The organism is Streptomyces chlorus, assembly GCF_042655885.1.
Taxonomy (GTDB): Bacteria; Actinomycetota; Actinomycetes; order Streptomycetales; family Streptomycetaceae; genus Streptomyces; species Streptomyces chlorus.
This window is the reverse complement of record NZ_JBHSOA010000006.1, coordinates 41,440-67,533: the sequence shown is the minus strand read 5'-3', so window position 1 is coordinate 67,533 and position 26,094 is coordinate 41,440. Positions and strand designations below refer to the sequence as shown.

Genomic DNA, 26,094 nt, shown 5'->3' with positions numbered 1-26,094 from the left:
ACAGCCCCGATGAACGACACCCTCGCGGGCTGGCTCCAGGTGCTCGCCCTGGTGGCCGCGCTCGGTCTTTCGTATCGGCCACTGGGTGATTACACGGCCCGGGTCCTGACCACCGATCGCCATGGGCGGGCTGAACGCCTGGTCTACCGGGCAGGTGGAGTGAACGCCGACATCGATCAGACGTGGCCGGCCTATCTGCGCAGCCTCCTGGCCTTCTCCGCGGTGTCGGTACTGTTCCTGTACGCGTTCCTGCGTCTGCAGAACCATCTCCCGCTGTCGCTGGGGATGAAGCCGGTCACCACGGACCAGTCCTTCAACACTGCGGCATCCTTCGTCACCAACACCAACTGGCAGTCGTACTCCGGCGAGTCGACCATGGGACATCTGGTCCAGATGGCGGGCCTCGCCGTACAGAACTTCGTCTCCGCTGCCGTGGGCATCGCCGTCGTCGCCGCACTGATCCGCGGATTCACCAGGAAGAAGACCGATCGAGTCGGGAACTTCTGGGTGGACCTGACACGGATCGTGCTGCGCGTTCTGCTGCCCTGTGCGTTCGTCTTCGCGATCGTTCTGGTGGCCTCCGGGGTCGTTCAGAATTTCCACGGAATCCACGACATCACCACCCTCGCGGGCGGGCACCAGCGCCTGCCCGGCGGGCCGGTCGCCTCCCAGGAGGCCATCAAGCAACTGGGAACCAACGGCGGTGGTTTCTACAACGCGAACTCCGCACACCCCTTCGAGAACCCCAACGCCTTGACCAACCTGATCGAGATCTACCTCATGCTGGTCATCGCGTTCTCACTGCCGCGGACTTTCGGGACCATGGTCGGCGACAACCGCCAGGGTTACGCGATCGTCGCCGTGATGGCGTTGATCTGGGGTGCCTCGGTCGCCATCGTGACCGCCAACGAGCTGCACAGCGTCAGCAGCGCGGCCGGTCACGCGGCCGGCGCCATGACGGAGGGCAAGGAGACGCGGTTCGGGATCTGGGCCTCGGCGCTGTTCGCCGTGTCCACCACCCTCACGTCGTGCGGAGCGGTCAACTCCTTCCACGACTCGTACACGCCCGGCGGCGGCGGAATGCTGATCTTCAACATGATGCTGGGGGAGATCGCGCCCGGCGGCACCGGCTCCGGGCTCTACGGGATCCTGATCCTCGCGCTCATCACGGTCTTCGTCGCCGGCCTGATGGTCGGCCGTACGCCCGAGTACCTGGGCAAGAAGCTCCGGGGCCGGGAGATGAAGTTCGCTTCGCTCTACATCCTGACCACACCGGCGCTCGCGCTGGCCGGTGCCGGCCTGGCGATGGCGTTCCCGGGGGAGAGAGCGGCCATGCTCAACTCCGGTCCGCACGGCTTCTCCGAGGTCCTGTACGCCTTCGCGTCGGCCGCGAACAACAACGGCTCGGCGTTCGCGGGGCTGAGCGTGAACACCGTCTGGTACAACACCGCGCTCGGCGTGGTGATGCTCGTCGGCCGGTTCCTGCCGATGGTGTTCGTCCTGGCGCTCGCCGGCTCGCTCGCCGGGCAGCAGCACGTTCCGGTCACCGCGGGCACCCTGCCCACGCACCGGCCGCAGTTCGTCGGGCTGTTGACCGGGGTCGTCCTCATCGTCGTCGGCCTGACGTACTTCCCCGCCCTCGCGCTCGGCCCTCTCGCGGAGGGGCTGCACTGATGTCCACGACCGCCGCTCCCGCTCCCGCTCCCGTCCCGCCGCGCGGCGGGCGTCCGCAGCAACGGGTCTCGGGCGGACTGCTCGATCCCAAGCAGCTTCTGGTGGCGTTTCCCGATGCGCTGCGCAAGCTGGATCCGCGCTCGATGTTCCACAACCCCGTGATGTTCGTGGTGGAGGTCGGGGCGGTCCTGACCACGCTGTCGGCCATCAGGACACCCAGTGTCTTCGCCTGGGTGATCACGGCGTGGCTCTGGCTGACGTCCCTCTTCGCCAACCTCGCCGAAGCCGTGGCCGAGGGACGCGGCAAGGCCCAGGCGGAGACTCTGCGCCGCACCAAGACGATGGCGACGGCCCGCCGTCTCATCGACTGGAGGCCGGGCGCGACCGACACCGCGGAGGAGGAAGTTCCGGGCGTCGCCCTCCGTGTGGGCGATCACGTCGTCGTCGAGGCCGGGCAGACCATCCCCGGCGACGGGGATGTGGTCGAGGGCATCGCGAGCGTCGACGAGTCGGCCATCACGGGCGAGTCGGCGCCGGTGATCCGCGAGTCGGGCGGCGACCGGTCGGCCGTCACGGGCGGCACGAAGGTGCTCTCGGACCGGATCGTCGTGAAAATCACCTCAAAGCCGGGAGAGACCTTCATCGACCGGATGATCGCACTCGTGGAAGGCGCCGCACGGCAGAAGACGCCGAACGAGATCGCACTCAACATCCTGCTGGCCTCCCTCACGATCATCTTCCTGATCGCGGTGGTGACCCTGCAGCCCTTCGCCCTCTTCGCGGGGGCCGAGCAGACCATCGTCATCCTCGTCGCCCTCGTCGTGGCCTTGATCCCCACGACGATCGGAGCGTTGCTGTCGGCGATCGGAATCGCGGGCATGGACCGGCTGGTGCAGCGCAACGTGCTGGCGATGTCCGGACGCGCGGTGGAGGCCGCGGGCGACGTCAACACCCTCCTGCTCGACAAGACGGGCACCATCACCCTCGGCAACCGCCAGGCCGCCGAGTTCCTGCCCGCGGACGGGGTGGGCGTCGAGGAACTCGCGGACGCCTCCCAACTGTCGTCGATCGCCGACGAGACGCCCGAGGGCCGCTCGATCGTCGTCCTCGCCAAGCAGCAGCACGCGCTACGCGGCCGTGGCGAAGGAGAACTGGCCCAGGCACAGTTCGTCCCCTTCACCGCGCAGAGCCGGATGAGCGGTGTCGACCTCAACGACCCCCACGAGAGCCGGTCCCTGCGCAAGGGTGCGGCAACGGCGGTGATGCGCTGGGTCCGTGACCACGGCGGCCACCCCATGGCAGAGGTCGGCTCCATCGTCGACGGCATCTCCGCGAGCGGCGGCACCCCGCTGGTCGTCGGCGAGGTGACCCGGCGCGGCGGCCCGCCCGTCGCCCGCGTGCTGGGCGTCATCCACCTCAAGGACGTCGTCAAGGAAGGCATGCGCGAACGCTTCCAGGAACTGCGCCGGATGGGCATCCGCACCATCATGATCACCGGCGACAACCCGCTCACCGCCCGCGCCATCGCCCAGGAGGCAGGCGTGGACGACTTCCTGGCCGAGGCCACCCCCGAGGACAAGATGGCCCTGATCCGGCGCGAACAGCAGAGCGGCAAACTGGTCGCGATGACCGGCGACGGCACGAACGACGCCCCGGCGCTCGCCCAGGCAGATGTCGGCGTGGCCATGAACACCGGTACCTCGGCCGCCAAGGAGGCCGGGAACATGGTGGACCTGGACTCCAACCCGACCAAGCTCATCGAGATCGTCGAGATCGGCAAGCAACTGCTGATCACCCGTGGCGCGCTCACCACCTTCTCGATCGCCAACGACGTCGCGAAGTACTTCGCGATCATCCCGGCGATGTTCGCGAGCGTCTACCCCGGCCTGGACAAGCTCAACATCATGCGCCTGCACAGCCCGACCTCGGCGATCACCTCCGCGATCGTCTTCAACGCGCTGATCATCATCGCCCTGATCCCGCTCGCTCTGCGCGGCGTGCGCTACCGGCCCTCCTCCGCCGCGAACCTGCTCAGCCGCAACATCTGGATGTACGGGCTCGGCGGCCTGGTGCTGCCGTTCCTGGGCATCAAGCTGCTCGACCTCTTCATCCAGTTCATCCCCGGCCTGCGCTGACAGACAGCCCGACGAGAGAAGAAAGGGATCTCACCGTGCGCGCCATCCTCCCGCCCGTACTCCAGCACCATCTGGTGGCCCTGCGCATGCTGCTGGCGTTCACCGTGATCACCGGCATCGCCTACCCGCTGCTCGTCACCGTCATCGCCCAGGCCGGCCTGTCCCACCAGGCCAACGGCTCCCTGCTGACAACGAACGGCACACCGGTGGCCTCCAGCCTGATCGGCCAGAACTTCGCCCTGCCCACGAAGAATCCCCACGGCGCCCAGGAGCCGCTGCGCCCCGACCCCAAGTGGTTCCAGCCCCGCCCGTCCGCGGGTGGCTACGACCCCCTGAACTCCGGCGCCTCCAACCTGGGCCCGAACAACCCCGCCCTGATCAAGACCATCAAGGGCCGCCGAGCCGCCGTCGCCGCCTTCGACGGGGTCCCGTCCTCGTCCGTCCCCGCGGACGCCGTCACCGCCAGCGGCTCCGGGCTCGACCCGGCGATCTCCCCGGCGTACGCCTACGAACAGGCCGGCCGCATCGCGAGAGCCCGCCATGTCGACCCCGCCAAGGTCAGGGCGCTGATCGCACAACACGTCCAGGGACGCGTACTGGGTTTCCTGGGGCAGAAACGCGTCAACGTCGTCGAACTCAACCACGACCTGGCCAGGCTGACGTGACCGGAATGCGCGTCTGCCGACGCGACGGCGGCCGAAACGGGCACGAGGACGTGGAGCCACGGCTGTTCTTGCGTGGATCGCAGCGCTGGGCAGCGTGTTCGCCATCCTTGTGGGGCCCATGGCTTGCGCCAGGCTCGGGGAGTGAGAGCCAGGGGCGTCTTCGTCGTGCCGCTCTCGGTGACGGTGACGGTGACGGTGACGGTGACGGTGACGGTGACGGTGACGGTGACCGTGACCGTGCTCGCCGTCGCGACTGCGCGGCAGTGAGAGACCCGTGCCGAGTTCTCGGTAGCGCCTCGTGCGGGCGGAGTGATCCGAGGCCGCGGCTGGGCGCCGGCAGTGCAGGCATATCGGCCGCCGGGGACACGGGCTCGGCCGACGGGCCCGCGCCGTCAAGCGAGGGCGCGACCGGCCGTGTCGAGTGCCGCCCCGACCTGGTCGGCCAGGGTCACCGCGACCAGACGTGCGGCCGGCGGGGGTGCCGACCCGGGCGCGGGCTGGAGCAGGAACCGGCCGTAGAAGCGTCCGTCGCCCGGGTGGGCGCGGAGCCGACCTCCAGGGTCGGCAGGCCCCTGATGCGGTCACTTTGCTGCAGCGCGAGCCGGCGTTTGCGGAGACCGGGGTACGTGGCGTCCTTCCGCGCGATCTCGTCGCACCCTTCGGGAGGGGAGGGGAGGACGACCCACCCATGGACTCCAGCGGTCACCAACACGCGGTAGAGGTTGGCGCCCGCGAAATGGGATATGAACGGCCGTCAAGAGCCATGGATTTATGGGTTATTGGGGGTGGGGGGCGAGTAGGGTGTCGGTGATGTTGACATCGCCTCTCTTTCTGCCCGGAACTGGCGTGGGTCTGTCCGTTTGCGGCGCTGTGGAGGCCGCGACGGTCGTCAAGGGCTGGGCGTAGGAGCGAAGGGGATGTGAGAGGCCGGTGCTGTCCGGTATTCCTGAGCGGCAGGCGGACCAGGGCTCCGGGCGTATGATCGCCGGCCGTTATCTGCTGCACGACATCCTCGGCAGGGGCGGTATGGGCACCGTATGGCGGGCCCACGACCAGCTGTTGGACCGTCAGGTCGCCGCCAAGGAACTGCACATCGCCACCGACGGCGACGAGGACCACCGGGTACGCATGCGTCGTGCGGTCCGTGAGGCGCGTGCCGTCGCCCGGGTGCCGCACCCCCATGTGATCGGGGTGCACGATCTGGTCGAGCACGAGGACCGGCTCTGGATCGTCATGGAGCTCGTGCAAGGTCCCTCGCTCGCCGACCGCGTGGCCCGGTCCGGGCCCCTCACCCCGCAGCACACGGCCGCCATCGGCCTCCAACTGCTCGGCGCGCTCAAGGCCGTTCACGATGCCGGGACCCTGCACCGCGACGTCAAACCGGCGAACGTCCTGCTCCGTCCGGACGGTGGCGCCGTGCTCACCGACTTCGGCATCGCCGCCCTGGACGGCGGCGAGTTCCTCACCTCCACCGGTCAACTCGTGGGCTCCATCGAGTACATGGCGCCGGAGCGGGCGCTGGCGCAGGAGTCCGGACCGGCGTCCGACCTGTGGTCGCTGGGCGCGACCCTGGTCACGGTCTGCGGTGGGCAGTCCCCCTTCCGCCGGCCCGCCTACCCGGCGACCTTCCACGCGGTCGTGTACGACGAGGCCGTGCTCCCGGAGCGGCTGGGCCCGCTCCGTCCCGTCGCCGAGGCCCTGCTGCGCAAGGGGCCGGGCGAGCGTCCCACCGCCGCGGACGTGTCGGCCGCGTTGCGGCGGGTCGCGGCGGGGGAGACGGACATCGATCCGCTGCCCGCGGCCGACCCGCGTACGTACCAGCCGACGACGAGCACCGTGAGCGCGGCCGGGCCCATGGGCGGCCCGATGAACGACGCGGTCACCGTCACCGGCCTTCACCGGCAGCCCGCCCGGGCGGGGGACACCCTTCTTGTGCCCGCGGGCGGAACCGCGGGCGGAATCGGGGGCACCACGGTCCACCCCGCCCTTCCGGTGCCCGCGAGCCGGCCGAGGCGCAGGAAGTGGCCGGGACCGGTGATCGCCGGTGTCGCCGTGCTCGCCGTGGGGGTGGGTGGTGGGCTGTTCCTCGTGGGCGCGCCGCCGTTCCAGGCCACGGAGCAGGGGCAGGAGAAGCAGGCGAACGACCGGGGGCAGGAAAAGGCGAACGACCGGGCGGACGGCCAGGAGCAGGGGCAGGGGCAGGAGAAGGGGACGGAACTGCCCGTGGTGACCTCCGTCGTGCAGGCCGTGGGGTCCGACGTGGGCTGGCAACCGGTGGAGAAGGCGGTGGTCCGGGAGGGCGACAGCGTCACCGTGAGGTTCCAGGAGGGCGGGTGGTCGGTCGACCGTGAACAGATGCCCATGACGGGGCCAGCCGGCTACGACGCGGAGAACGACCGGCTACTGGGGTTCGCCGAGCACTGCAAGGTCGCCCCGGAGGCACCGTTCGGCACCCTGCTGACGCGACTGTCCGGCAAGGACGCCGCGCCGGTCCTCGCCGTCGGAGACGCCGTCACCTTCCAGGCGGCCGGCGACGGAGTGGTGGAACTACGTATCAACGACGACGAAGGCTGTCTCCACGACAACGAGGGCGAACTGACCGTGTCAGTGGAGGTCACCCACACCCCGTGACGGGCGAGGTCCCGCCGACCGCTCCCGCCCGTCAGCTCCGTGCCCTGGGACAGGTCACCCGAAGGAAGTGCGGGTCACAGCGCGGCCCGAACGACGAGGAACGCCTCGAACGGCGCTCGCCAACGGCTCCCCGATCGGGCCGCGGCGTTGGAATCCGGTGCCGGGCCACCTGCGTACCGGGACGGCCACGGGCACACGACCCCTGTGGCCGGGCGGTCCCGTGTGCCGCGACCTCACGACAGCACGTTCGAACCGCTCTCGGAATACCGCCGCTTCAAGCCCTGGGTGACCGGCTGAAGCCCTCCGTGTTCGTCCGGTCGCAGACCGTAGAGTGCGGGGCGGCAGTGGGGCCGGGGAGGACCGTGACGAGAGTGTGGGGATACGGGAGCGCCGATGAAACCGTTGGACACCAATGCGGACCCGCGTGTGGTGGGGCCGTTCGAACTGCTCGCCCGGCTCGGCGCGGGCGGTATGGGCGTCGCCTATCTGGCGCGCGAAATCCCGCTGGACGGTCTCTCCGACGAGATGGTCGCGGCCTACCGGCTGGTCGAACCCGACCATGATCGTGGCCGTGACGAGGCGGCCGACCCGTCGCGGCTCGTCGTCGTGAAGATGATCCAGCCGAACCTGCTGGACCGGTGGCAGTCCCGGGAGCGGTTCGCGCGGGAGATCGACGCCGTCCGCGCGGTGGTCAGCGACCGGGTTCCGGCGCTGCGTGCGGCGGACCCGGAGGCGGGTGAGCCGTGGTTCGCCATGGACTACATCGCCGGGCCGTCGCTGCACACCATGGTGAAGGAGGCCGGCCCTCTACCCGTCGGGCCGTGCGCGGCGCTCGGCCTGGCCCTCGTGGACGCGTTGGCCGCCATTCACGGTACGAGGCTGCTGCACCGCGACCTCAAACCGAGCAACGTCGTGCTCGGTCCGGACGGGCCGGTGGTGCTGGACTTCGGCCTGGCGGTCCTGGCCGAGCGCCAGTCCAGTCAGGCGCTCACGCGGACCGGCGACCGCCTGGGCACGCGTCCCTACATGCCCGTCGAGCAGCTGCGGGACACCAAGCACGTCGAGGCGCCGGCCGACGTCTACGCCCTCGGCGCCACCCTCTTCTTCGCGCTGACGGGCCGGGCACCGTATCCCTACATGCCGTTGATGGTCCCCCCGATGTGGGGAGGCGTCGACCCGGCCTTTCTGCCGCTGCTGGGTCGGGTGATCGTCGACGAACCGCTCCGGCGTCCGGCTCTCGACGGTGTGCGGGAGAGCTTGTCCGCCCTGCTCGCCGATGCGGGTCTGACCGTCGAGCAGGCGGCGGCGCAACTCCGGGAGCGGGTCGCCGCCGCCGGTCTGACGCCGGTGCTGCCGCCCGAGGCGCTCGTCGGCCGTGCCGATCCCGTCGTACGGGAGTTGGCGCAGAAGGCGGTCGACGAGGGCGAGGCGCCGGACGCGCCCTGGGCGGAGGGCGACCCGGGCTTCTATGGCGTCGTCGCCGCGGAGGAGATCGAGTGGGCCGGCGGGTGGGCGGACAGCCATGCCGGCCACCCGCTCACGCTCCTGGACGACGGCCAGGGGTGGGCGTCCACGGCATCGACCATCCCGCTGCCCGCCTCCGAGCACCGGCCGGGTGCCGGACCCGCCGTCGGCCAGCCCTTCCTGCCTCCGCAGACCGGGAGGCTCCGACGGTCCCGGTGACCCGGTGGCCCGGTGACCCGGTGAACCCGGCAGAGCCGACGGCGGACACCGCCCCGGGTCTCTCACCGACCTCACCGACCTCATCAACGACACCGGCCGCGCCGGCGGCGCACGGTGTCGACAGGTGGCTCCATCAGACGGGTCACACGGGCGATGTGCGCGTGGGAACGTCCGCGGGCGGTGTCCGGGGCGACTCGCCGATGGCGGGTGAACACCGCGAAGGGAAGGCTGTCGGGGCAGGCGGCCGGTCAGGGCAGGGGGGTGCGGTGCAGGTTGATGAGCAGACGCCAGACCCGCTGCGCGATCTCGGTGGGTGTGGCCTCGATGAGGCCGTGCAGCCAGTCGGCGAGAACTCCGGCGAAGGTCGCGGCCACGGCCGAGGCGACCAGGTCCGGCTCCGGTGCACCGGCCAGGGCGCGCTCGGTGTGGCTACGGGCGCGCAGATCCTGGTGGAGTACATGGCCGAGAGGGCCGCTGCCGCCCGGGCGCAGCAGTTCCCGGTAGAGCCCGGCGTGCGGGGCGAGACGGTCGAAGAAGGCAAACAGGGCGGGCGGAGGGGCCTCGGGATCGGGTGTGCCGCGCCATGCGTGCAGGGCGTCCACGGCTTCGCGGACGATATCGGCGCAAACGTCGACGGCGAGCGCCTCCAGGTCGGCGTAGTGGAGGTAGAAGGTGGCGCGGCCGACTCCCGCCCGGCGCACCAGGGCGGCAACGCTGACCTCCGCCAACGGGCGGTGGGCACACTCATCGAGCAGCGCCCGGCCCAGCTTGGCCCGCGTCCGTGTCGTGCGGGGATCCGCTTGCCCGGCAGTCACCGGGCAAGCAGAACGGCGGTGAGTGCCAGGGCCCCGGGCGCTGCCTGGGCCATGAGGATCCGCCGGTTGGTGGTGAGTCCGCCGTACAGCCCGGCGATGAGCACGCAGCTGAGGAAGAAGACCTGGACCCGGAACCCGGTCGGATCATCTGCGATCAGAGCCCAGATCAGCCCGGCGGCCAGGAACCCGTTGTAGAGGCCCTGGTTCGCGGCGAGCGGGGCAGTGGCACGGGCCATGGCCGCGTCAAAGCCGGAGAGCTTGCGGCCCGGCCTCCTCTCCCACAGGAACATCTCCAGAACCAGGAAATATGCATGCAGCGCGGCCACCAGCCCCACCAGCACGTTCGCAGTCGTCTCCACCAGGTATCCCCACCCTCAGACATCATGGACAGATGTCCACCATACATGGACACCTGTTCATGATGTCTGAGCGGGGCGACAGCCGCCGCCGTATCCGCGTCCACTGCATCGTGTCCACCGCAAGAAGGAAATGCGGGTCGCCTGCAAGGAGTTCGCCCGATGCCTGCGCGCGGTCGGCCGGGGGCCCGGTGACACCGGCCCTCCGGGCGACGTCTGAAGCTGATCGGGCATCCCGCGCGCGTGAGAGCCCCGCCGGCCCCTTCGGGACGGCGGGGCTCTCACGGCTGTGCGTGTGTCAGACGCTCCGCTCCGACAAGGCCGACGATCCGACGAACCCTGTCCACGCGTCACGCGACACCGTGAGGACGGGCCCGGCGGTGGCCTTGGAGTCCCGGACGTGCACCGCGGCCGTGGCGGTCGCGACCTCTACGCAATCGCCGCCCTCGGTTCCGCTGTAGCTGCTCTTGAACCAGGCGAGGCCGGAGGAGACGGTCGAGGACTCAGCGTTGTTCATAGCGATCCCAGCACCCCTTCGATGAACTCCGTTGACTCTTGCGGACTGAGAGCCTGTGATCGGATGATCCCATAACGAGCGGCGGCCATAACCCCTCGTTCCGGGTCGGTTTGCAGGGAGCCGATTCCTTCTGCCTCGGCGTACACGAACTTCTTGCCGTCCCTGCGAGTGACGACGGTGAAGGGCCCGTTGACGCCCGGGTTGTCCTCGCGATCGATCGGCATGATCTGGATCTCGACGTTGCGCTTCTGGCCGATCAGCAGCAGGTGTTCCAGTTGTCCGCGAAGCACGGACCTGCCGCCGTACGGACGCCGCAGGATCGACTCGTCGAGCACGAAACTGAGCAAGGGCGTGGGGCGGCGGTCGAAGATGTCCTGCCGGGTCAGCCGTGCCGCTACCCGCTGTTCGATGGTCTCCTCGTCCAGGGGGGGACGCCTCACGTTGAGCAGGGCTCGCGTGTAGTCCTCGGTCTGGAGCAGGCCCTTGACCACCATCGTGTCGTAGGCGACGAGCTCGATGGCCTCCTTCTCCAGGGCCGCCATCCCCTGGAAGAACACCGGATACTGAGCCCGCTCCACCTCCTCCTTCCACAGGCGCAGCAGCCCGCCCGCGTTCAGGATCTCGTCCGCGCGGTCGATGGTCGACGGGGACGGGATTCTGCGGCCCTGTTCGAAGGAGGCGACGGTGGAGGCCGAGTAGCCGAGGCGGTTGCCGAACTCCTGGCGGTCCAGGCCCTCCCTCAGCCGGAGTGTCTTCAGGCTCTGCCCGAAGGCGGTGACCACACCCTTTGCCGCGCCGTCCTCCGGTCGCCGTGCACCGCCACCGTCGCCGGCCTCCCACCCGTCCCCGAGACTCACGACCGATGTTGTGGTCACCATCCCGCCACCGCCACCGGGGACCGCCCTCGTTCCCGTCGCGCCGTCCGCACCCGTGCGTTCCGTCATGGATCACCGCCTCCTCTGCAACAACGCCCCGCCCGGGTCCGCCGTCACGCAGCGCGCTTCGTACCGGTGGAGGCACCACGCGTACAGACGGTTCGCGTCGGTGCGTCACAGTTGCGGCTCTCGTGCTCTGTCCGCTCTCGAGGAGGTGAGGTCCCGCCCGAGGCTGTCCAGTGATGCTCCGGCCCCGCTCGTCCATCGCGTGCGTCCCCCGGCGACGACCCGACCAGCGGTAATTCATATGACGGATCAAGGGAGTTGGGATAGGTTCCTCCTGTTCGAAGGGGGACCAGTGACCAGGCTGAACCAGATCATCGCTGTCGAAAAGGGCGTCAAGAGCAAGGCCGTTCAGGACGTCAACGGGGCGCACCAGAAGGTGCAGAAGCCGGCACTGCTGGCCGGGATCTCGCGTACGTACCAGCCGAAGGACGAGGAGGGCGAGCAGTTGCCGCCCGAGTCCACGCGGGTGCAGGTGCAGGGCGAGGACGTGCTGCGCGAGATGGCTGCCTCGCTGACCCGGCTGTTCGACGTGACGGCGACCAAGGACTGGGCGAACTGCACGGCCCGCGCGGACGTCACCGTCGAGGGCCGGACCATCCTCGCCGAAGTCCCGGTCGGCTACCTCCTCTTCCTGGAGAAGCAGCTCACCGATCTGCACGCCTTCGTCCGGAAGCTTCCCACGCTCGACGCCGCCGAGTCCTGGTCCCACGACCCCTCCACGGACTGGTGGAAGACGGACCCGGTCCGCACGATCCGTACGAAGAAGGTCCCCCGCAACCACGTCAAGGCCGAGGCGACCGAGAAGCACCCGGCGCAGGTCGAGGTGTACTACGAGGACGTGCCCATCGGGTACTGGACGACCGTGAAGTTCTCCGGCGCGCTTCCGGCGCGGCGGGTGAACGAGCTGGTGGAGCGGGTCGAGAAACTCCAGCAAGCGGTCAAGTTCGCCCGCGAGGAGGCCAACGCCACCGAGATCACCGACCAGCGGGCCGGCGACGCGGTGTTCGGCTACCTGTTCGGCTGACGCCGGCCGGTAGCCTCCATGATCGCCCCCGCGTACGAGCGCGGGGGTGCGCGAACAGCGCGGGCCGGACTGAGGACCGGTTCGCGCGACGAGCGCAAGCTGAAACTGACGTTCAGCCTGAAGGAACGGCGTTCCGCACGTGAAGGCCGTATCAATCTCAGACTCTCGCTCCAGTCTCAGCATCGCTGCCGATCGCCGGAACGACCGGGGAAGGACGATTGCCGTCGGATGCGAGTTCAATTCTCGCCTGCACCTCTGCCTGGTGCGGTAGTTCAAAGGAAGAACACGACGGCTTGATGACTGATCCTTCCTCTTAAACGCGTCGGCGTGCGCAATGAGGTGGCATCCCCAGGGGCCCGGGAGCTGGATACGACTCCCGGGCTCCGTCACGTCCGGGGACCATCGGCGGTCCGATCCTGGGCGCGATCGTGCTGATCGCCGACCTCGCCGACCTCGCCGACCTCCTCGGACAGCTTCAGGACGCGCAGCAGCAGGGCTTCTTGGCCGACGACCGCGCGGTGGGTGTTCAGCCAGGCGTGCAGGCCGTCGACAGAATCCCAGAGACCGCCGGACGGCGGGGAAGGGGCAGAGGGGGAGGAGGCGAGCGCGGGTGCGCTCTGGACCGGCATCGGCATCGGCATCGGCATCGGGCTCGGATCGCTCATCGGCAGACTCTGGCACAGGGCGCCGACAATGCCCGGCCCCCGGCCCTCCGGGTGGCGTCCGACCGCCGAAGGCATGCTGGCCGTCAGTCGAACAGAGCCTCCTGCTCGCCCTCCCGCGCCTTGCGCAGGCGCCGGCTGCGCGCCCCCACGACCACCGCCGTTGCCGCCGCGGTCGAGGCGAAGGCCGCGACGACCATCCAGTCCCGGTCGGCCGAGTGGCCGAAGACGTGGTCCAGCGAGAGGCGGCCGGGTCCGGTGACGGCGAGGCCGGCCGCCGTCAGCCCCAGGAGGGCGGCATGCTCGTAGCCGCCCTCCTGGTTGAAGAAGCCGTTGGGCGCGTGCACGGCCGCCGCGCCCGCCATCGCACCGGCCGCCGCCGCACCCGCCGCCGGGGTGGCGAGGCCGAGCGCGAGCAGCGCGCCGCCGCCCGCCTCCGCGAGGCCCGCCGCCGTGGCGCTGGCCTTGCCCGGTGTGTAGCCGATGGTCTCCATGAACTGGCCGGTGCCCTCGATCCCGCCACCACCGAACCAGCCGAACAGCTTCTGCGCGCCGTGTGCCGCCAGTGCCCCGCCCGTTCCCAGCCGGAGCAGCAGCAGGCCCAGATCACGTCGGTCGTAACAGGTCACGTCGTCTCCCGGTCCCCGAGCAGTCCCAGTGGCAGTGGCAGTGGCACTCGCAGTCGCTTGGCGTGACCACCGTCGCACCCCTGCGCCCGGCCCGGCCTGCAGCCGTCCGCCGTTCGGGTGGTGCGGCTGGCGCCGTGCGGCGGCCGGGAGGACGCTGACGGACATGACGTTTCAGCAGATTCTTGCGAGGAACCCCAGGGCTTCGGCCCTGGGAGGAATCGCATCTGCGTGGTCGCGGCGCGGAGCGCCGCGGCATCGCTCGTGCGGGCTCGGTCGTGAAGCGGCCAAGTGTCGTGTTCCGGCGGAGCCGTGCTGTGCCGGTGGTGGGTTCACTCGGCCGGGTGATGGTTGGTGAACGTACGGTGGCTGGTCGTATGTGTGTGTAGGTTCGGTGATCGTGAAGCTGATGGTGCAGGTCAAGCTGCTGCCGACGCCGGTGCAGGCGGCGGCGCTGGAGGCGACTCTGCGGGCCTGCAACGAGGCGGCGACCTGGGCGAGCGAGGTCGCTTTCGAGAAAGACGTGAAGAGGAACTTCGCGCTGCGTGAGCACACCTACACCGAGATCAAGGCCCGGTGGAACCTGGGTGCGCAGGCCGCCCAGCACGTGATCAAGAAGGTGTGCGACGCGTACGGCACGCTGACGGCCAACCTGAGGGCCGGGAATCTGGGCGGGCCGGGCTCGAAACGTTACCGCAGGGCGGTGGAGAAGCCGGTCGCCTTCCGTCCGCAGGGCGCGCAGCCCTACGACGACCGCATGCTGTCCTGGCAGACCGGTCGGCGCCGGGTCTCGATCTGGACGACCGCCGGGCGGCTGAAGGACGTGGCGTTCACGGCCTCACCGGAGCAGATGGCGACCCTGGCCCGGTACCGCAGGGGTGAGTCCGACCTGCTGCGGCGGGACGGCATGTGGTTCCTGAACGCCACCTGCGACGTTCCCGAAGCGCCGCCGAACACCGCTGCGGTGGATTTCCTCGGTATCGACCTGGGCATTGTCAACATCGCCACCACCTCGGACGGCGAGATCATGGCCGGGCGAGAGCTCAACCGCATCCGTACCCGGGAGCGCACGCTCCGCACCAAGCTACAGAGGAAGAACACCCCGTCCGCCAGGCGCCGGCTGAGGAAACGGCGGCGCAAAGAGGCGCGGCGGGCCAAAGACATCAATCACAAGATCGCGAAACGTGTGGTGGCCGAGGCAGAACGCACCGGTCGCGGAATCGCCCTCGAAGAACTCACGGGCATCCGCGGACGGGTACGGCTTCGCAAGCCTCAACGGGCCACCCACTCTAGCTGGGCCTTCGCCCAGCTGGGGCAGTTCATCGCGTACAAGGCCCGCCGGGCGGGGGTGCCGGTGGTGTACGTCGATCCGGCGTACACCTCCCGGACCTGCGCCGAATGCGGGCGCATGGACAGGGCGAACCGGGTCTCACAGGCCCGGTTCGCATGCCGGTCCTGCGGATTCGTTGATCACGCGGACCGGAACAGCTCCCGCAACATCCGCGCGAGAGCGTGGGAGTTGTGGCGACGCGGGGCGGAGTCAACCGCCCCAGTTCCACTTCCCGGACCGGGGCGTGGGACAAGACGCAAACGCAGCACCACAGCCAGTGGCGCCCGTTCTGCAAGCCCGGGACTTTAGTCCCGGGTCGTTGACACCACCCGTCTCAGCGACCCCGCCGTCCGTGCCTTCGTCAGCGCCGTCAACAACCACGACCGCGAGGGCTTCATGGCTCTTCTCGCGCCCGGCGCGACCATGACGGACGACGGTTTTGAGCGGGACCTCGCGGACTGGACCGACCGGGAGATCTTCTCCTCCCACGGTCACATGGACGTCGACCGGGAGTCCGACGGCGGCCGTGCCCTCGTCGTCCGCTACAGCAACGACGTCTGGGGCGAGATGCGTACCCGTTGGAGCTTCACCGTCGACGGCGACGGCAGGATCAACCACTTCGAGACCGGGCAGGCGTGACACACCGACCCGGCCCGACACCATGGCTTGACACGGCAGTCGTCCCACCCTCTTGGGAAGCCTGAGGAGTCGACGGCCGCATGAGGCGGCACGCCGACTGCCCGACTACCTGGCTACCCGGATGTCCGGATCACTCAGTGGGTTTCCCCCGGGTAGCGGACCCCGATGCGCTCTCGGATCGTGTCGAGCGTCCGCATCACCGCGAGTGTGCCGTCCAGTGGGACGAGCGGGGACTCGGTCTCACCCGCCCGCAGGGCGCGCATCGCCTCGGCCGCCTCGTGCTTGAGGGTGTTGCGGGCCCCGTCCGCCGGGTCGGCGGTGAACTCCTCGGCGTCCTTGCCGTCCCGGTGCAGCACGAACCGGTCCGGGAAGAAGAAGCCGTACGGGATGTCGATCCGGCCCGCGGAACCGGTGACCGACGCGGACGTCGACGTACCGCCGACGATGGAGCAGTGCACCGACGCGATGGTCCCGTTCTCCCAGGAGAGCAGCGCGCCCGTCTGGAGGTCGACCCTCTCCTTTGAGAGCGTGGCCTTCGCCACGACGTCCGACGGCTCCCCGAGCAGCAGCTGCGCGAACGACACCGGATACACACCGAGGTCCAGCAGCGCGCCGCCGCCCAGCGCCGGGTCCCGCAGCCGGTGCGACGCCGGGAAGTCGCCCGCCAGCCCGAAGTCGGCCTGCACCGTGCGTACTTCACCGATCGCGCCGTCGTCGATCAGCGCCTTCAGCCGCCGCACCATGGGATGGCAGTACATCCACATGGCCTCCATCAGGAAGCGTCCCCCGTCGCGTGCCAGGCCGACCAGTTCCGCCGCCTCGCGCGCGTTGAGCGTGAACGGCTTCTCGCACAGCACGTTCCGCCCGGCCTCCAGACACAGCCCGGCCGCGGCCCGGTGCGCCGAGTGCGGAGTGGCGACGTAGACGATGTCGACCTCCTCGTCCCGCGCGAGCGACTCCCAGTCGCCGTACGCCCGCGGTATCCCGAACCGCTCGGCGAACGCCTTCGCCGGCTCGGGCGACCGCGAGGCCACCGCCACGATCTCCGCGCCCGGCCCCGCGGCGGAGCCGCTGTTGGCCGCAGCCAACAGATCCGCCGTGAACGTCGCGGCCATCCCGCCCGTCGCCAGAATTCCCCAGCGCACGTTCTGCCCTGTCATCCGCCCCACCCTCGCTCGTCATCGTCCGGGATCCCGGTCGCCCTTCCGTGGAAGCGCTCCCATGGCATCTTCGCGAACATCTTCGCCCGAGATCGTCGCCCACAGCGAGAACTCCGCACGGGCTGAGAGCATAGGGAGCGCACGACTCGGAAAGGGAGGGCCACATGCCCGAGGGCGGGGCGTCCATATCCGGAACGACATCCGGAACGACATCGACGACAACATCGTCAGCTACTTCGGCAGGGAGCCGGCGCGGGGAGCCCGGGGCCCCGGGACGGGCGACGCTCCTGGTCACGATCGTCCTGGGCAGCCTCACCGCCACCGCCCCGCTGGCGACGGACATGTACCTCCCCGCGCTCCCCGAGGTCACCCGGGCACTGGGGGCCACCGCGTCCACCGTCCAGCTCACCCTCACCACCTGCCTGGCCGGCATGGCGCTCGGGCAGCTGGTGGTGGGCCCCATGAGCGACCGGTGGGGGCGCCGCCGTCCGCTGCTCATCGGTCTCGCCGTCTACATCGTGGCCACCGCGCTGTGCGCGATCGCGCCCACCGTGGAACTCCTCATCGCCTTCCGGCTGGCCCAAGGCCTCGCGGGCGCGGCCGGCATCGTCATCGCGCGAGCGGTGGTCCGCGACCTCTACGACGGCGTGGCCATGGCCCGCTTCTTCTCCACCCTCATGCTGATCTCCGGCGTCGCCCCGGTCGTCGCCCCGCTGATCGGCGGGCAGTTGCTGCGGGTGACGGACTGGCGGGGCGTCTTCGTCGTCCTCACCCTGCTGGGTGTCCTGATGGCGGCCGTGGTGTGGGTGAAGCTGCCGGAGACGCTGGAGCCCGCCGCCCGGCACGGCGGCGGCGTCGGCGAGGCGCTGGGCTCGATGCGCCGGCTGCTCGCCGACCGGGCCTTCAGCGGCTACGTCCTCACCGGCGGCTTCGCCTTCGCCTGCCTCTTCGCCTACGTCGCCGCCTCCCCGTTCGTCATCCAGGAGATCTACGGAGCCTCCCCGCAGACGTTCAGCCTGCTGTTCGGGATCAACTCGGTGGGGCTGATGGTCATGGGCCAGATCAACGGCAAGGTGCTGGTCGGCAGGGTCCGGCTGGACCGGGTGCTCGGTCTCGGCCTCGCCGTCGTCGTGGCCGCCGCGACCGCGATCCTGCTGATGGCGCTGGGAGTGTTCGGGGACGTCGGGCTGGTGCCGATGGCCGTCGCGCTGTTCGTGCTGATGTCCGCCATGGGCATCACCATGCCCAACACCCAGGCGCTCGCCCTGATGCGCGTCAAGCACTCCGCGGGCTCCGCGTCCGCCCTGCTCGGCACGTCGTCCTTCCTCATCGGCGCCCTCGCCTCCCCGCTGGTCGGGATCGCGGGCGAGGACACGGCCGTTCCGATGGCCGTCGTCCAACTGGCTGCCGCTCTGGTGGCATTGGCCTGTTTCGTGGGAATGTGCCGACCCTGGGGCGGACGCACGGACACGGACGACGGAATCACCCTCCGTCGGCGCGCAGCCGACGGACCTGGCGGACCTGGCGGAACCGGCGCAGCCGGCGGAACCGAGAGAGCGGAGGCGGACAGCTGAGCGCGCCGAGACTGCGCCACGGCACACCGGAACGGGCCGGGCTCGACCCCCGCGAACTCGCCGCCCTCGTCCGGGAGGTCCGCGCCCGCACCACCGGGGAACACCCCTGGGCCGCGGGCGCCGTGGTCCTCGCCGGCCGCGGCCCGGTGCTCGCCGTGCAGGAGGCGGCGGGCTGGGCCGTACGGTACGCGGCGTACGACGAGCGGACCGGCACCGCGGTGGAACTGCCGCCCGGTGACCGCGTGCCGATGACCGTGGACACCCCTTTCGACCTGGCGTCCCTGACCAAACTGTTCACCTCGGTGGCCGCCGTGCAGCAGATCGAGCGCGGCACCCTGGGCATCGACGCCCGCGTGGGCGCGTATCTGCCGGACTTCCCCGCGGCCGCACGGCACGGCATCACCGTCCGGCAACTGCTCACCCACACCTCCGGGCTGCGCCCCGAACTCCCGCTGTACGACTGTGCCGACGACGCCGAGCGCCTGGACCGGCTCCGCGCGGAGCGGCCGATCGGGGTGCCCGGCACGTACTGCTACTCCGACCTGAACATGCTGCTGCTCCAGCACCTCCTGGAGCGCCTCACCGGCCGCGCTCTCGACACGCTCGTCCGCGACGGCATCACCCGGCCGCTCGGCATGAACGCGACCGACTTCGGCCCGTGTCCGGGCGCCGCGGCCACCGAGGACCAGCGGTGGCCCTGGGCCAAGGCAGACCGCGGCATGCTGCGCGGCGAGGTGCACGACGAGAACGCCTGGGTACTCGGCGGTGTCGCGGGCCACGCCGGCCTCTTCTCCACCGGCCCCGACCTGGCGGTCTTCTGCCGCACGCTCCTTGCGGGCGGCTCGTACGGTTCCGCCCGCATCCTCGGCCCCGACTTCGTGGACCTGCTCCTCGCCCCGCCGGGCCTGGGCTTCGCCCTGGACCAGCCGTGGTTCATGGGGGAGCTGGCGGGCCGGGGCGCGGCCGGTCACACCGGCTTCACCGGCACCTCCCTGGTCCTGGACCGCGCCACCGACACCTACCTCGTCCTTCTCGCCAACACCGTCCACCCCCGCCGCCCCCGCACCCCGGACCACACCCTGCGCACGCAGGCGGCGACGCGGGTGGCGCGGGCGGTACGGGGGAGGTGAGGGGGCCATGGGCAGGGGGCGGGCCCGGCACCCCTGCCGGTGAACCGGCCGCCGCCCCGCGCCATAGAATCGCGAGGTGAACGCCCCCGCTCCCGCTTCTCCCGCCGACACCCTGCGCAGCGCGCTCGCCGGGCTGCTCGCCGGGCTTCCGCCGCGGCAGGCCGCGCAGGCCGTCGAGCGGCTGATCGCCACCTACCGGGGCGCCACCCCGACCGCGGCGCCCATCCTGCGCGACCGCGCGGACGTCGCCGCCTACGCCGCGTACCGGATGCCCGCCACGTTCGAGGCCGTACGGTCCGCGCTGGCGGCGTTCGCCGACGCGGTGCCCGGGTGGACACCCGGCGACCACCTCGACATCGGCGGCGGAACCGGCGCCGCCGCCTGGGCGGTGAGCGCCACCTGGGACGGGAAGCGGCCGGTGACCGTCCTCGACTGGGCCGAGCCCGCCCTCACCCTCGGCCGGGAACTCGCCGCCGCCCACCCCGCCCTCGCGGACACCCGCTGGCAGCGCTCCCGGATCGGCACCGCGCTCACCCTCGAGCCGGCCGACCTCGTCACCGTCTCCTACGTCCTCAACGAGCTGACCGACGGCGATCGCGCCGCCCTCGTCGACGCCGCCGCCGGGGCCGCGCAGGCCGTCGTGATCGTCGAACCCGGCACCCCCGACGGCTACGCCCGCGTCATCGAGGCCCGCGACCGGCTGGTCTCCGCCGGCTTCCGGATCGCCGCCCCCTGCCCGCACAGCGCCGCCTGCCCCATCGTCCCCGGTACGGACTGGTGCCATTTCTCGGCCCGGGTCAGCCGCTCCTCGCTGCACCGCCAGGTCAAGGGCGGGTCCCTCGCCTACGAGGACGAGAAGTTCAGCTACGTCGCCGCCACCCGCCTCCCGGTGAGTCCCGTCCCCGCCCGCGTCGTCCGCAAGCCGCAGATCCGCAAGGGCCAGGTCCTCCTCGACCTGTGCGAGACGGACCCGGCCCTGGGCCGCACCACCGTCACCAAGCGCCACGGTGACCTGTACCGGGCGGCCCGGGACACCGACTGGGGCGACGCCTGGCCGCCGCCGTCGGCCGGCGACGAGGAGTACTAGCCAGTGCCGCATCAGGCAACCTTCGCCCCGCCGTGACGGGTCATTGGCAGAGGCTTCACGGTTCGGTGAGGCACGGTCTTGCGTCCGGGAGCGAGCTCAGCCGGGTGGTTCCTCCGCGTGCATGCTCTTGAAGTCAGGGGCAGAGGTAAGGCCCTCGATGAAGGACCGGAAGTCCGGGGCGAGGGCCAGCTCTGTGGCCGTGGGGGATCGGCCGGTCCTGAGGCCGGATCAACCGGCGGGTCTCCCGCAGGAGACCGGATCACTCCGCGCGCGGGTCCCAGCGGAACCGCCGCACCGCCACCACCGCGCCGAGCGCGCCCCACAGCAGCAGGACCCCGAGATCCCGCCAGGGGAGGCCGGCGTGGTCCGTGGTGAACGCGCGGAGCAGGGCGTCGTTGAACGGCTTCACCGGCAGTGCGGCGGCGATGCCGTTCAGTGGACCGGAGTGGATCGGCATGTAGGTGCCCGAGATGAACACCAGCGGGAACAGGACGAACTGCACGACCGACGGCGCGGCCTCCGCGTTGCGGATCAGCGATGCCACCGCGACCCCGAGGGTGCAGAAGGCGGCGGCGCCGAGCACCAGCGTCAGGGCCAGCGCGGGCAGCTGCGAGGAGGCGGGCAGCGAGACGCCGTAGAGCCGGCCGACCACGGTGATCAGCAGGACGTCGACGACGCTCACGACGACGCAGTGCGCCAGGAGGCCCACGAAGTACGCGGACGCGGGCAGCGGTGTCGCCCGCACGCGTTTCAGGATCCCGTTCTGGCGCCGTGCCGCGAGCACGATCGCCAACTGGCTGTAGCAGGAGCCCAGGACGGACACCGCGGCGATCGTCGACACGTAGTACTGCAGGGCGGAGCGGCCGTAGTAGAACTCGCTCTCGCCGATGCCGCCGAACAGCCCGCCGAAGATCGCGATGACGATGACCGGGAAGACGAACGTGAAGAACGCGCTCTGCGGATTGCGCCAGAACGTCAGCTGCTCGTAGCGGATCTGATGCCACAGCAGGGCGGGGCCGCGGCGTTGGGCCGGCCGGCCCGCGGCGCGGGGAACGGCGATGCTCACGGTGCGCTCCTTTCCCGCGTGCGTTCGGGCGCGCTCCGGTCCTGGGCGGTCAGCCGGAGATAGACGTCCTCCAGGCTCGGCCGGTCGACCGTCAGCCCGGCGAGCACGGTGCCGCGCCGCAACGCCCAGTCGGTGAGCTGGTGCAGGGTGCCGGTCGGCTCCGCGGACTCCACGGTGACCAGGCCGTCCTCGTCCGGCTCGGCGACCACCGGCAGGTCGGCGACCGTGCTGCCGGGCGGCAGCACGAAGCGGATCCGGGCCCGCGCGGTGTCACGCCCCCCGAGGGCCGTGGGGGTGCCCTCGGCGACGATCTGTCCGGCGGAGATCACGGCCACCCGGTCGGCCAGCTCCTGCGCCTCCTCCATGTAGTGCGTGGTGAGCAGGATGGTGGTGCCCGCGTCGCGCAGGTTGCGCACGAGCTGCCAGGCGCCGCGGCGCGCGTTCGGATCGAACCCGGTCGTCGGCTCATCGAGGAACAGCAGGCTCGGGTTCCCGATCATTCCCAGCGCCAGGTCCAGGCGCCGCTTCTGGCCGCCGGAGAGCGTGCGAACCTTCTTCTTCTCCTGCCCGGCGAGGTCGACCAGGCGGATCACCTCGTCGACGTCGTGGGGCGCCGGGTAGTAGCCCGCGTTGCGGGCGATGGTCTCGCGGACGGTGAGGTAGGGCTCGACCGCGATGTCCTGCAGCACCAGCCCGATCCGCTCGCGCAGGGCGCGCGCCGTGGACCGGTCGCCCGGGTCGAGGCCGAGGACGTCGACGTGTCCGCCGTCCCGGGTGCGGAACCCTTCGAGGATCTCCATGGTGGTGGTCTTGCCGGCGCCGTTGCGGCCGAGCAGCGCGAAGATCTCCCCGTGCTCGACGGTGAAGCTCACCCCGCCCACGGCCCGCACCGCGCCGTAGGTCTTGTGCAGGTCTTCGACCACGACCGCGCTAGACATGACGGTCACCCGCCGTCCGGTGCGCGTGCGGCGGCGTCAGGCGTGGACGCACGTGACCTCCAGCGTCAGGTCGAGCCGTCGCCCGGCCATCCCGCGGGCCGCGGTCACACCGAACTCGGTGCGGTCGACGCGGGTGGTGGCGTGGACGGTGAACGAGTTGGCGTGCACCTCCGAGCGCACGACCGCCAGGCTCGCGGGCCGGGTGACCCCGCACGCGGTGAGCGTGCCGGAGACGGACGTGGCGTCCACCCGCTCGGAGACGAAGGTGATCAGCGGGTGCCGGTCGGTGTCCAGGAACTTCGCCGACCGTACGTCGCCGTCGCGGTGGTCGTTGCCGGTGCTGAAGCTCGCCGCGTCGATCTCCACGCGCAGACGCGACTCGGACAGCGGCTCGGCCACGTCGACCGTGCCGCCCCGGATCGCGAACGTGCCGCGCACCGGCATCAGGCCGAAGAGGTGTCTGCCCTTGAACGTGATGGACGAACTGTTCGTGTCGATCGTGTAGCGACCGAGCCGGGGAGTCGTCGTGATGGGGTTGCCTGTCGTATCCATGCCCTCATTCCACGGCAGCGGGACCCTCGCGCGGCAGGGCGAGCGGTCGGTTCCGGGACCGACGAACGGCTGGTCGTCGCGGGCGGCATGCGACTTTCGTAGGGTCCCCCCGAGACGGAGGTACGGGGTGGTCCCGGCGCGGGCGGGGCGGCGGCGCGGATGGCCTACGGTAAGCCTCATGACCGACGGACCGTGGCACCGCCGGCACCGGGTGGCCGTGGACGTGGCGATCGCGGTCGCCTTCGTGCTGCTCGACACCGGCACCACGCTGATCGGCGCCAGCTGGTGGCCGGACCGCCCGGACACCCTCGCCTGGGTCATGCTGGGCGTGCAGGCACTCGCCTGCGCCTCGCTGGCCGTCCGCCGCGTCGCCCCGCTCACCGTCGTCGGCGTGCTCGGCGCGTTCACGGTCGCGGTGACGCTGCTGATCTCACCGGCCGGCGCGCTCACGCCCGCCCACGACACCAACGTGTGGGCCCCCTACGCGACTGTGATGGCCGCCTACGGCCCGTTCTTCTACCAGCAGCACCGCCGCCGCACGGCGTTCCTCGTGCTCGCGGCCTTCACCCTCGTCATCATGCGGCCCTGGGAGCCGTCGGTCGCCGTCATGACGATCGGGCTGCTGCGCACCGCGGTCGGGCCGCTGCTGGCGCTGTACTTCGACGCCCGCCGGCGGATGGTCCTCGCCCTCGTCGAACGCGCCGAGCGAGCCGAGCGGGAACGCCACCTGCTCGCCGAGCAGGCCCGCGCCGAGGAACGCGCCCGGCTCGCCGGGGAGATGCACGACGTCGTCACGCACCGGGTGAGCCTGATGGTGCTGCAGGCCGGAGCCCTGCGGGTGACGGCACAGGACGAGGGGACCCGGCAGGCGGCGGAGGAACTGCGCGCCGCGGGCTGCCAGGCGCTGGAGGAACTGCGGGACCTGGTCGGCATCCTGCGCACCACGCCCGAGGGCGACCACACGCCCTCGGTGGGGGGCTTCGCCGACCTGGTCGCCGAGTCGGCGGCGGTGGGCACACCGACCGAGCTGATCGAGGACGGCGACCCGGCCCTCGCCTCACCGGTGGTCGGACGCACCGCCTACCGCGTCCTGCGCGAGGCGCTGACCAACGTCCGCAAGCACGCCCCCGGCGCCCAGGTGACCGTGCGGGTGGAGTACGACAAGGCCCAGGTGCGGCTCACCGTCCACAACACGCCCCCGACCGGCGGAGCCGGCAGCTCCCTCGCGGACACCGGCTCCGGCCTGGGCATCGCGCATCTGCGCCAGCGCATCGAACTCGTGCACGGCACCCTGCGTGCCGGACCCTGTCCCGACGGCGGCTTCAGCGTCGAGGCGACGCTGCCCGCGTACGTCCCCACCGCGGAATCGGCGGTGTGAGCGTGGCCCGAGTAGTGGTGGTGGACGACGAGCCCATGGTGTGCGTGTTCCTGCGCACCATTCTCGACTCGGCCCAGGACCTGGAGGTCGTCGACGAGGCCCACGACGCCGCGGCCGGCATCGAGGCCGTCCGGCGCAGCCGCCCGGACGTCGTCCTGATGGACCTGCGCATGCCGGGCATGGGCGGGCTGACCGCGATCGAACGCATCAACGAGCTCGCGGAGCCGCCGAACATCGTGGTGCTGACGACCTTCGACGCCGACGAGTACGTGCTGCGTGCCCTGCGGGCCGGCGCGACCGGGTTCCTGGTCAAGTCGACCCCGCCGGAGGAACTGATCGGGCTCGTACGGACGGCCGCCCAGGGGCACACCGTCCTCTCGCCGTCCGCCGCCCGCCGGCTCATCGCCGCGTCGACGGACAGCCTCTTGGCCCGCGACCGCGCACGCGACCTGGTCGCCTCGCTGACCGAGCGGGAGGTCCAGGTCCTGGCAGGCCTGGGCGAGGGCCTGTCGAACGCGCAGATCGCGGCCCGGCTGTTCCTCTCCGAGGCCACGATCAAGGGCTACGTCTCGCGCATGCTGGACAAACTGGGCTGCGTCAACCGCACCCAGGCCGGCCTCCTCGCCCACGACGCGGGCATCGTCGGCACGTAGGGGTCAGGCGCGCCACGGCGTGGTACGCCGGTCCTGCACCAGTTGCTCCAGTACGGCGACCTTCTCGGCCGGGGCGGGGCGGGAGTTCGCCTCGTCGCGCAGCCTGGTGGCGTTGTCCTGGAAGGCGGAGTGGGCGAGGATCCGCGACACCCGCTCGTACACCGCGTCCGGCGTGGCCCGGTCGTGGGGCAGGAGCAGCCCCGCGCCCTGCTCCTCCAGACCGGCCCCGCGGTGCAGTTGGTCGGCCACCGGCGTGGTGACGGTGAGCTGCGGAACCCCGTACACCAGCGCGTTCGCGTACGAGCCGAAGCCGCCGTGGTGGATCAGCAGGGAGCAGTTCGGCAGGAGGGCGTGCAACGGCACCGACTCCACGACCCGCACGTTGTCCGCCATCGGCCCCAGCTCCTCGACCTGCGCCGGCAACAGCGCGGCGACCACCTCGGCGTCGAGCTCGGCCAGCGCCTCGAGGATCTGGCCCTTGGAGACGTAGTCACCGCCGTAGCGCTCGGTGTTGGAGGCGCCGAGGCTCATGCAGATCCGGGTGCGCTCGGGCGGCGTGAGCAGCCAGTCCGGGACGACCTTCTCAAAGCGCCGAAGTCAGTAGACCCGCTTCACGGGCCCTCCCGCTCCGCCTCCCTCACTTCCTTCCTGCTCCCGTCGCTCCTGGAGCTTGCGCAGCAGTTCGCGCTTCTGGGCCCGGGCGTCGAGCCCGCCGCCGATGCGGCCGTCGCGTCCGCCGCCGCGCAGGGCCTTGCGGCCGAGGTGCTGTCGGGTGCCGCCGACGCCCAGCATGTTTCCGGATCCGCCTCGGGACATGGTGATCTCCTTACTTCCGACCACTGAACCCGTAGCGAGACG

The 26,094-nt window shown here is 70.9% G+C and carries 25 protein-coding genes and 1 pseudogene; 14 read left to right on the top strand and 12 right to left on the bottom strand.

Translation table 11 applies throughout. From position 1 onward, the window contains the following. Positions 1-9: 9 nt before the first annotated feature. The 6 genes from kdpA to ACFPZI_RS03435 all read left to right on the top strand — a co-directional run bounded on the left by kdpA (position 10) and on the right by ACFPZI_RS03435 (position 8,788). On the top strand, positions 10-1,674 hold the full coding sequence (gene kdpA / locus ACFPZI_RS03460; protein ID WP_381358009.1) for a potassium-transporting ATPase subunit KdpA: 1,665 nt from the start codon (positions 10-12) through the stop codon (positions 1,672-1,674). After that, on the top strand, positions 1,674-3,809 hold the full coding sequence (gene kdpB, locus ACFPZI_RS03455; protein ID WP_381358006.1) for a potassium-transporting ATPase subunit KdpB: 2,136 nt from the start codon (positions 1,674-1,676) through the stop codon (positions 3,807-3,809). The genes kdpA and kdpB overlap by 1 nt, the downstream gene beginning before the upstream one ends. Before the next feature lie 35 nt (positions 3,810-3,844). Further along, positions 3,845-4,474, top strand: coding sequence for a potassium-transporting ATPase subunit KdpC (kdpC, locus tag ACFPZI_RS03450; RefSeq protein ID WP_381358003.1), 630 nt, complete (start codon positions 3,845-3,847; stop codon positions 4,472-4,474). Between the two features lie 141 nt (positions 4,475-4,615). Beyond that, positions 4,616-4,741, top strand: a complete 126-nt coding sequence (locus ACFPZI_RS03445; RefSeq protein WP_381358000.1) for a hypothetical protein — start codon at positions 4,616-4,618, stop codon at positions 4,739-4,741. Positions 4,742-5,452: 711 nt separating this feature from the next. Next, complete coding sequence (locus ACFPZI_RS03440; protein ID WP_381357998.1) at positions 5,453-7,105, top strand: serine/threonine-protein kinase; 1,653 nt, start codon at positions 5,453-5,455, stop codon at positions 7,103-7,105. 393 nt (positions 7,106-7,498) lie between these two features. Beyond that, positions 7,499-8,788 (top strand): serine/threonine-protein kinase, encoded by a 1,290-nt coding sequence (locus ACFPZI_RS03435; protein WP_381357995.1) that lies wholly within the window; start codon positions 7,499-7,501, stop codon positions 8,786-8,788. 248 nt (positions 8,789-9,036) lie between these two features. Here the strand turns inward: ACFPZI_RS03435 and ACFPZI_RS03430 are convergent, their stop codons facing one another. The 4 genes from ACFPZI_RS03430 to ACFPZI_RS03415 form a co-directional block, all read right to left on the bottom strand. Continuing rightward, complete coding sequence (locus tag ACFPZI_RS03430; protein WP_381357992.1) at positions 9,037-9,603, bottom strand: TetR/AcrR family transcriptional regulator; 567 nt, start codon at positions 9,601-9,603, stop codon at positions 9,037-9,039. Beyond that, a complete protein-coding gene (locus ACFPZI_RS03425) occupies positions 9,600-9,962 on the bottom strand; it encodes a DUF1304 domain-containing protein (RefSeq protein ID WP_332427058.1) in 363 nt (120 codons plus the stop codon). The genes ACFPZI_RS03430 and ACFPZI_RS03425 overlap by 4 nt, the downstream gene beginning before the upstream one ends. Before the next feature lie 295 nt (positions 9,963-10,257). After that, on the bottom strand, positions 10,258-10,476 hold the full coding sequence (locus ACFPZI_RS03420; protein WP_381357989.1) for a DUF397 domain-containing protein: 219 nt from the start codon (positions 10,474-10,476) through the stop codon (positions 10,258-10,260). Continuing rightward, positions 10,473-11,420 (bottom strand): helix-turn-helix domain-containing protein, encoded by a 948-nt coding sequence (locus tag ACFPZI_RS03415; RefSeq protein ID WP_381357987.1) that lies wholly within the window; start codon positions 11,418-11,420, stop codon positions 10,473-10,475. The genes ACFPZI_RS03420 and ACFPZI_RS03415 overlap by 4 nt, the downstream gene beginning before the upstream one ends. Before the next feature lie 289 nt (positions 11,421-11,709). Between ACFPZI_RS03415 and ACFPZI_RS03410 the strand changes: the two genes are divergently transcribed. Beyond that, positions 11,710-12,441 carry a DUF7873 family protein gene (locus tag ACFPZI_RS03410; RefSeq protein WP_381357984.1) on the top strand — a complete coding sequence of 244 codons (732 nt, stop codon included), beginning with the start codon at positions 11,710-11,712 and terminating at the stop codon, positions 12,439-12,441. A gap of 386 nt (positions 12,442-12,827) precedes the next feature. Here ACFPZI_RS03410 and ACFPZI_RS03405 read toward each other — a convergent pair whose 3' ends face one another. Together ACFPZI_RS03405 and ACFPZI_RS03400 are read right to left on the bottom strand one after the other, a co-directional pair. Then, complete coding sequence (locus ACFPZI_RS03405) at positions 12,828-13,106, bottom strand: hypothetical protein (protein WP_381357982.1); 279 nt, start codon at positions 13,104-13,106, stop codon at positions 12,828-12,830. Positions 13,107-13,189: 83 nt separating this feature from the next. Beyond that, positions 13,190-13,732, bottom strand: a complete 543-nt coding sequence (locus ACFPZI_RS03400) for a DoxX family protein (protein ID WP_381357979.1) — start codon at positions 13,730-13,732, stop codon at positions 13,190-13,192. Between the two features lie 406 nt (positions 13,733-14,138). Here ACFPZI_RS03400 and ACFPZI_RS03395 point away from each other — a divergent pair, with 406 nt between their 5' ends. Next, positions 14,139-15,368, top strand: coding sequence for an RNA-guided endonuclease InsQ/TnpB family protein (locus ACFPZI_RS03395; RefSeq protein ID WP_381357976.1), 1,230 nt, complete (start codon positions 14,139-14,141; stop codon positions 15,366-15,368). 9 nt (positions 15,369-15,377) lie between these two features. Continuing rightward, positions 15,378-15,698 (top strand): annotated as a pseudogene (locus tag ACFPZI_RS03390) (nuclear transport factor 2 family protein); the annotation flags it as partial. 134 nt (positions 15,699-15,832) lie between these two features. Here ACFPZI_RS03390 and ACFPZI_RS03385 read toward each other — a convergent pair. Further along, positions 15,833-16,858, bottom strand: a complete 1,026-nt coding sequence (locus ACFPZI_RS03385; RefSeq protein WP_381357973.1) for a Gfo/Idh/MocA family protein — start codon at positions 16,856-16,858, stop codon at positions 15,833-15,835. A gap of 164 nt (positions 16,859-17,022) precedes the next feature. Here ACFPZI_RS03385 and ACFPZI_RS03380 point away from each other — a divergent pair, with 164 nt between their 5' ends. The 3 genes from ACFPZI_RS03380 to ACFPZI_RS03370 all read left to right on the top strand — a co-directional run bounded on the left by ACFPZI_RS03380 (position 17,023) and on the right by ACFPZI_RS03370 (position 20,649). Beyond that, a complete protein-coding gene (locus ACFPZI_RS03380; protein WP_381357970.1) occupies positions 17,023-18,432 on the top strand; it encodes a multidrug effflux MFS transporter in 1,410 nt (469 codons plus the stop codon). Between the two features lie 11 nt (positions 18,433-18,443). Next, positions 18,444-19,562, top strand: coding sequence for a serine hydrolase domain-containing protein (locus tag ACFPZI_RS03375; RefSeq protein ID WP_381358178.1), 1,119 nt, complete (start codon positions 18,444-18,446; stop codon positions 19,560-19,562). A 76-nt stretch (positions 19,563-19,638) separates the two neighbouring features. Continuing rightward, the gene (locus ACFPZI_RS03370; protein WP_381357967.1) at positions 19,639-20,649 is read left to right on the top strand and encodes a small ribosomal subunit Rsm22 family protein; all 1,011 of its coding nucleotides are present in this window, start codon (positions 19,639-19,641) and stop codon (positions 20,647-20,649) included. Positions 20,650-20,908: 259 nt separating this feature from the next. Here ACFPZI_RS03370 and ACFPZI_RS03365 read toward each other — a convergent pair whose 3' ends face one another. Genes ACFPZI_RS03365 through ACFPZI_RS03355 form a run of 3 tightly spaced genes read right to left on the bottom strand, consistent with a single transcriptional unit; the run spans position 20,909 to position 23,205 of the window. After that, positions 20,909-21,715, bottom strand: coding sequence for an ABC transporter permease (locus ACFPZI_RS03365; RefSeq protein ID WP_381357965.1), 807 nt, complete (start codon positions 21,713-21,715; stop codon positions 20,909-20,911). Further along, a complete protein-coding gene (locus ACFPZI_RS03360) occupies positions 21,712-22,653 on the bottom strand; it encodes an ABC transporter ATP-binding protein (RefSeq protein ID WP_381357963.1) in 942 nt (313 codons plus the stop codon). Before ACFPZI_RS03360 ends, ACFPZI_RS03365 begins: the two co-directional genes overlap by 4 nt. 36 nt (positions 22,654-22,689) lie before the next feature. Beyond that, positions 22,690-23,205: a YceI family protein gene (locus ACFPZI_RS03355; RefSeq protein ID WP_381357961.1), complete on the bottom strand. Its 516-nt coding sequence runs from the start codon at positions 23,203-23,205 to the stop codon at positions 22,690-22,692. Positions 23,206-23,383: 178 nt separating this feature from the next. On the opposite strand from ACFPZI_RS03355, the gene ACFPZI_RS03350 reads away from it, so the two are divergent. Both ACFPZI_RS03350 and ACFPZI_RS03345 read left to right on the top strand, forming a co-directional pair. After that, complete coding sequence (locus tag ACFPZI_RS03350) at positions 23,384-24,583, top strand: sensor histidine kinase (protein WP_381357960.1); 1,200 nt, start codon at positions 23,384-23,386, stop codon at positions 24,581-24,583. Next, positions 24,580-25,236, top strand: a complete 657-nt coding sequence (locus ACFPZI_RS03345) for a response regulator (protein ID WP_461111634.1) — start codon at positions 24,580-24,582, stop codon at positions 25,234-25,236. The genes ACFPZI_RS03350 and ACFPZI_RS03345 overlap by 4 nt, the downstream gene beginning before the upstream one ends. A gap of 3 nt (positions 25,237-25,239) precedes the next feature. Here the strand turns inward: ACFPZI_RS03345 and ACFPZI_RS03340 are convergent, their stop codons facing one another. Continuing rightward, positions 25,240-25,767, bottom strand: coding sequence for a glycosyltransferase (locus tag ACFPZI_RS03340; protein ID WP_381357954.1), 528 nt, complete (start codon positions 25,765-25,767; stop codon positions 25,240-25,242). 66 nt (positions 25,768-25,833) lie between these two features. Further along, positions 25,834-26,052 carry a DUF6243 family protein gene (locus ACFPZI_RS03335; protein WP_381357952.1) on the bottom strand — a complete coding sequence of 73 codons (219 nt, stop codon included), beginning with the start codon at positions 26,050-26,052 and terminating at the stop codon, positions 25,834-25,836. Between the last annotated feature and the right edge of the window lie 42 nt (positions 26,053-26,094).

Bases quoted from the DNA above. Each gene is read 5' to 3' on its own strand.
- kdpA (WP_381358009.1), top strand. From the start codon at position 10: ATGAACGACACCCTCGCGGGCTGGCTCCAGGTGCTCGCCCTGGTGGCC.
- kdpB (WP_381358006.1), top strand. From the start codon at position 1,674: ATGTCCACGACCGCCGCTCCCGCTCCCGCTCCCGTCCCGCCGCGCGGC.
- ACFPZI_RS03440 (WP_381357998.1), top strand. From the start codon at position 5,453: ATGATCGCCGGCCGTTATCTGCTGCACGACATCCTCGGCAGGGGCGGT.
- ACFPZI_RS03435 (WP_381357995.1), top strand. From the start codon at position 7,499: ATGAAACCGTTGGACACCAATGCGGACCCGCGTGTGGTGGGGCCGTTC.
- ACFPZI_RS03420 (WP_381357989.1), bottom strand. From the start codon at position 10,476: ATGAACAACGCTGAGTCCTCGACCGTCTCCTCCGGCCTCGCCTGGTTC.
- ACFPZI_RS03415 (WP_381357987.1), bottom strand. From the start codon at position 11,420: ATGACGGAACGCACGGGTGCGGACGGCGCGACGGGAACGAGGGCGGTC.
- ACFPZI_RS03405 (WP_381357982.1), bottom strand. From the start codon at position 13,106: ATGAGCGATCCGAGCCCGATGCCGATGCCGATGCCGATGCCGGTCCAG.
- ACFPZI_RS03395 (WP_381357976.1), top strand. From the start codon at position 14,139: ATGGTGCAGGTCAAGCTGCTGCCGACGCCGGTGCAGGCGGCGGCGCTG.
- ACFPZI_RS03385 (WP_381357973.1), bottom strand. From the start codon at position 16,858: ATGACAGGGCAGAACGTGCGCTGGGGAATTCTGGCGACGGGCGGGATG.
- ACFPZI_RS03380 (WP_381357970.1), top strand. From the start codon at position 17,023: ATGCCCGAGGGCGGGGCGTCCATATCCGGAACGACATCCGGAACGACA.
- ACFPZI_RS03360 (WP_381357963.1), bottom strand. From the start codon at position 22,653: ATGTCTAGCGCGGTCGTGGTCGAAGACCTGCACAAGACCTACGGCGCG.
- ACFPZI_RS03355 (WP_381357961.1), bottom strand. From the start codon at position 23,205: ATGGATACGACAGGCAACCCCATCACGACGACTCCCCGGCTCGGTCGC.
- ACFPZI_RS03350 (WP_381357960.1), top strand. From the start codon at position 23,384: ATGACCGACGGACCGTGGCACCGCCGGCACCGGGTGGCCGTGGACGTG.
- ACFPZI_RS03340 (WP_381357954.1), bottom strand. From the start codon at position 25,767: ATGAGCCTCGGCGCCTCCAACACCGAGCGCTACGGCGGTGACTACGTC.
- ACFPZI_RS03335 (WP_381357952.1), bottom strand. From the start codon at position 26,052: ATGTCCCGAGGCGGATCCGGAAACATGCTGGGCGTCGGCGGCACCCGA.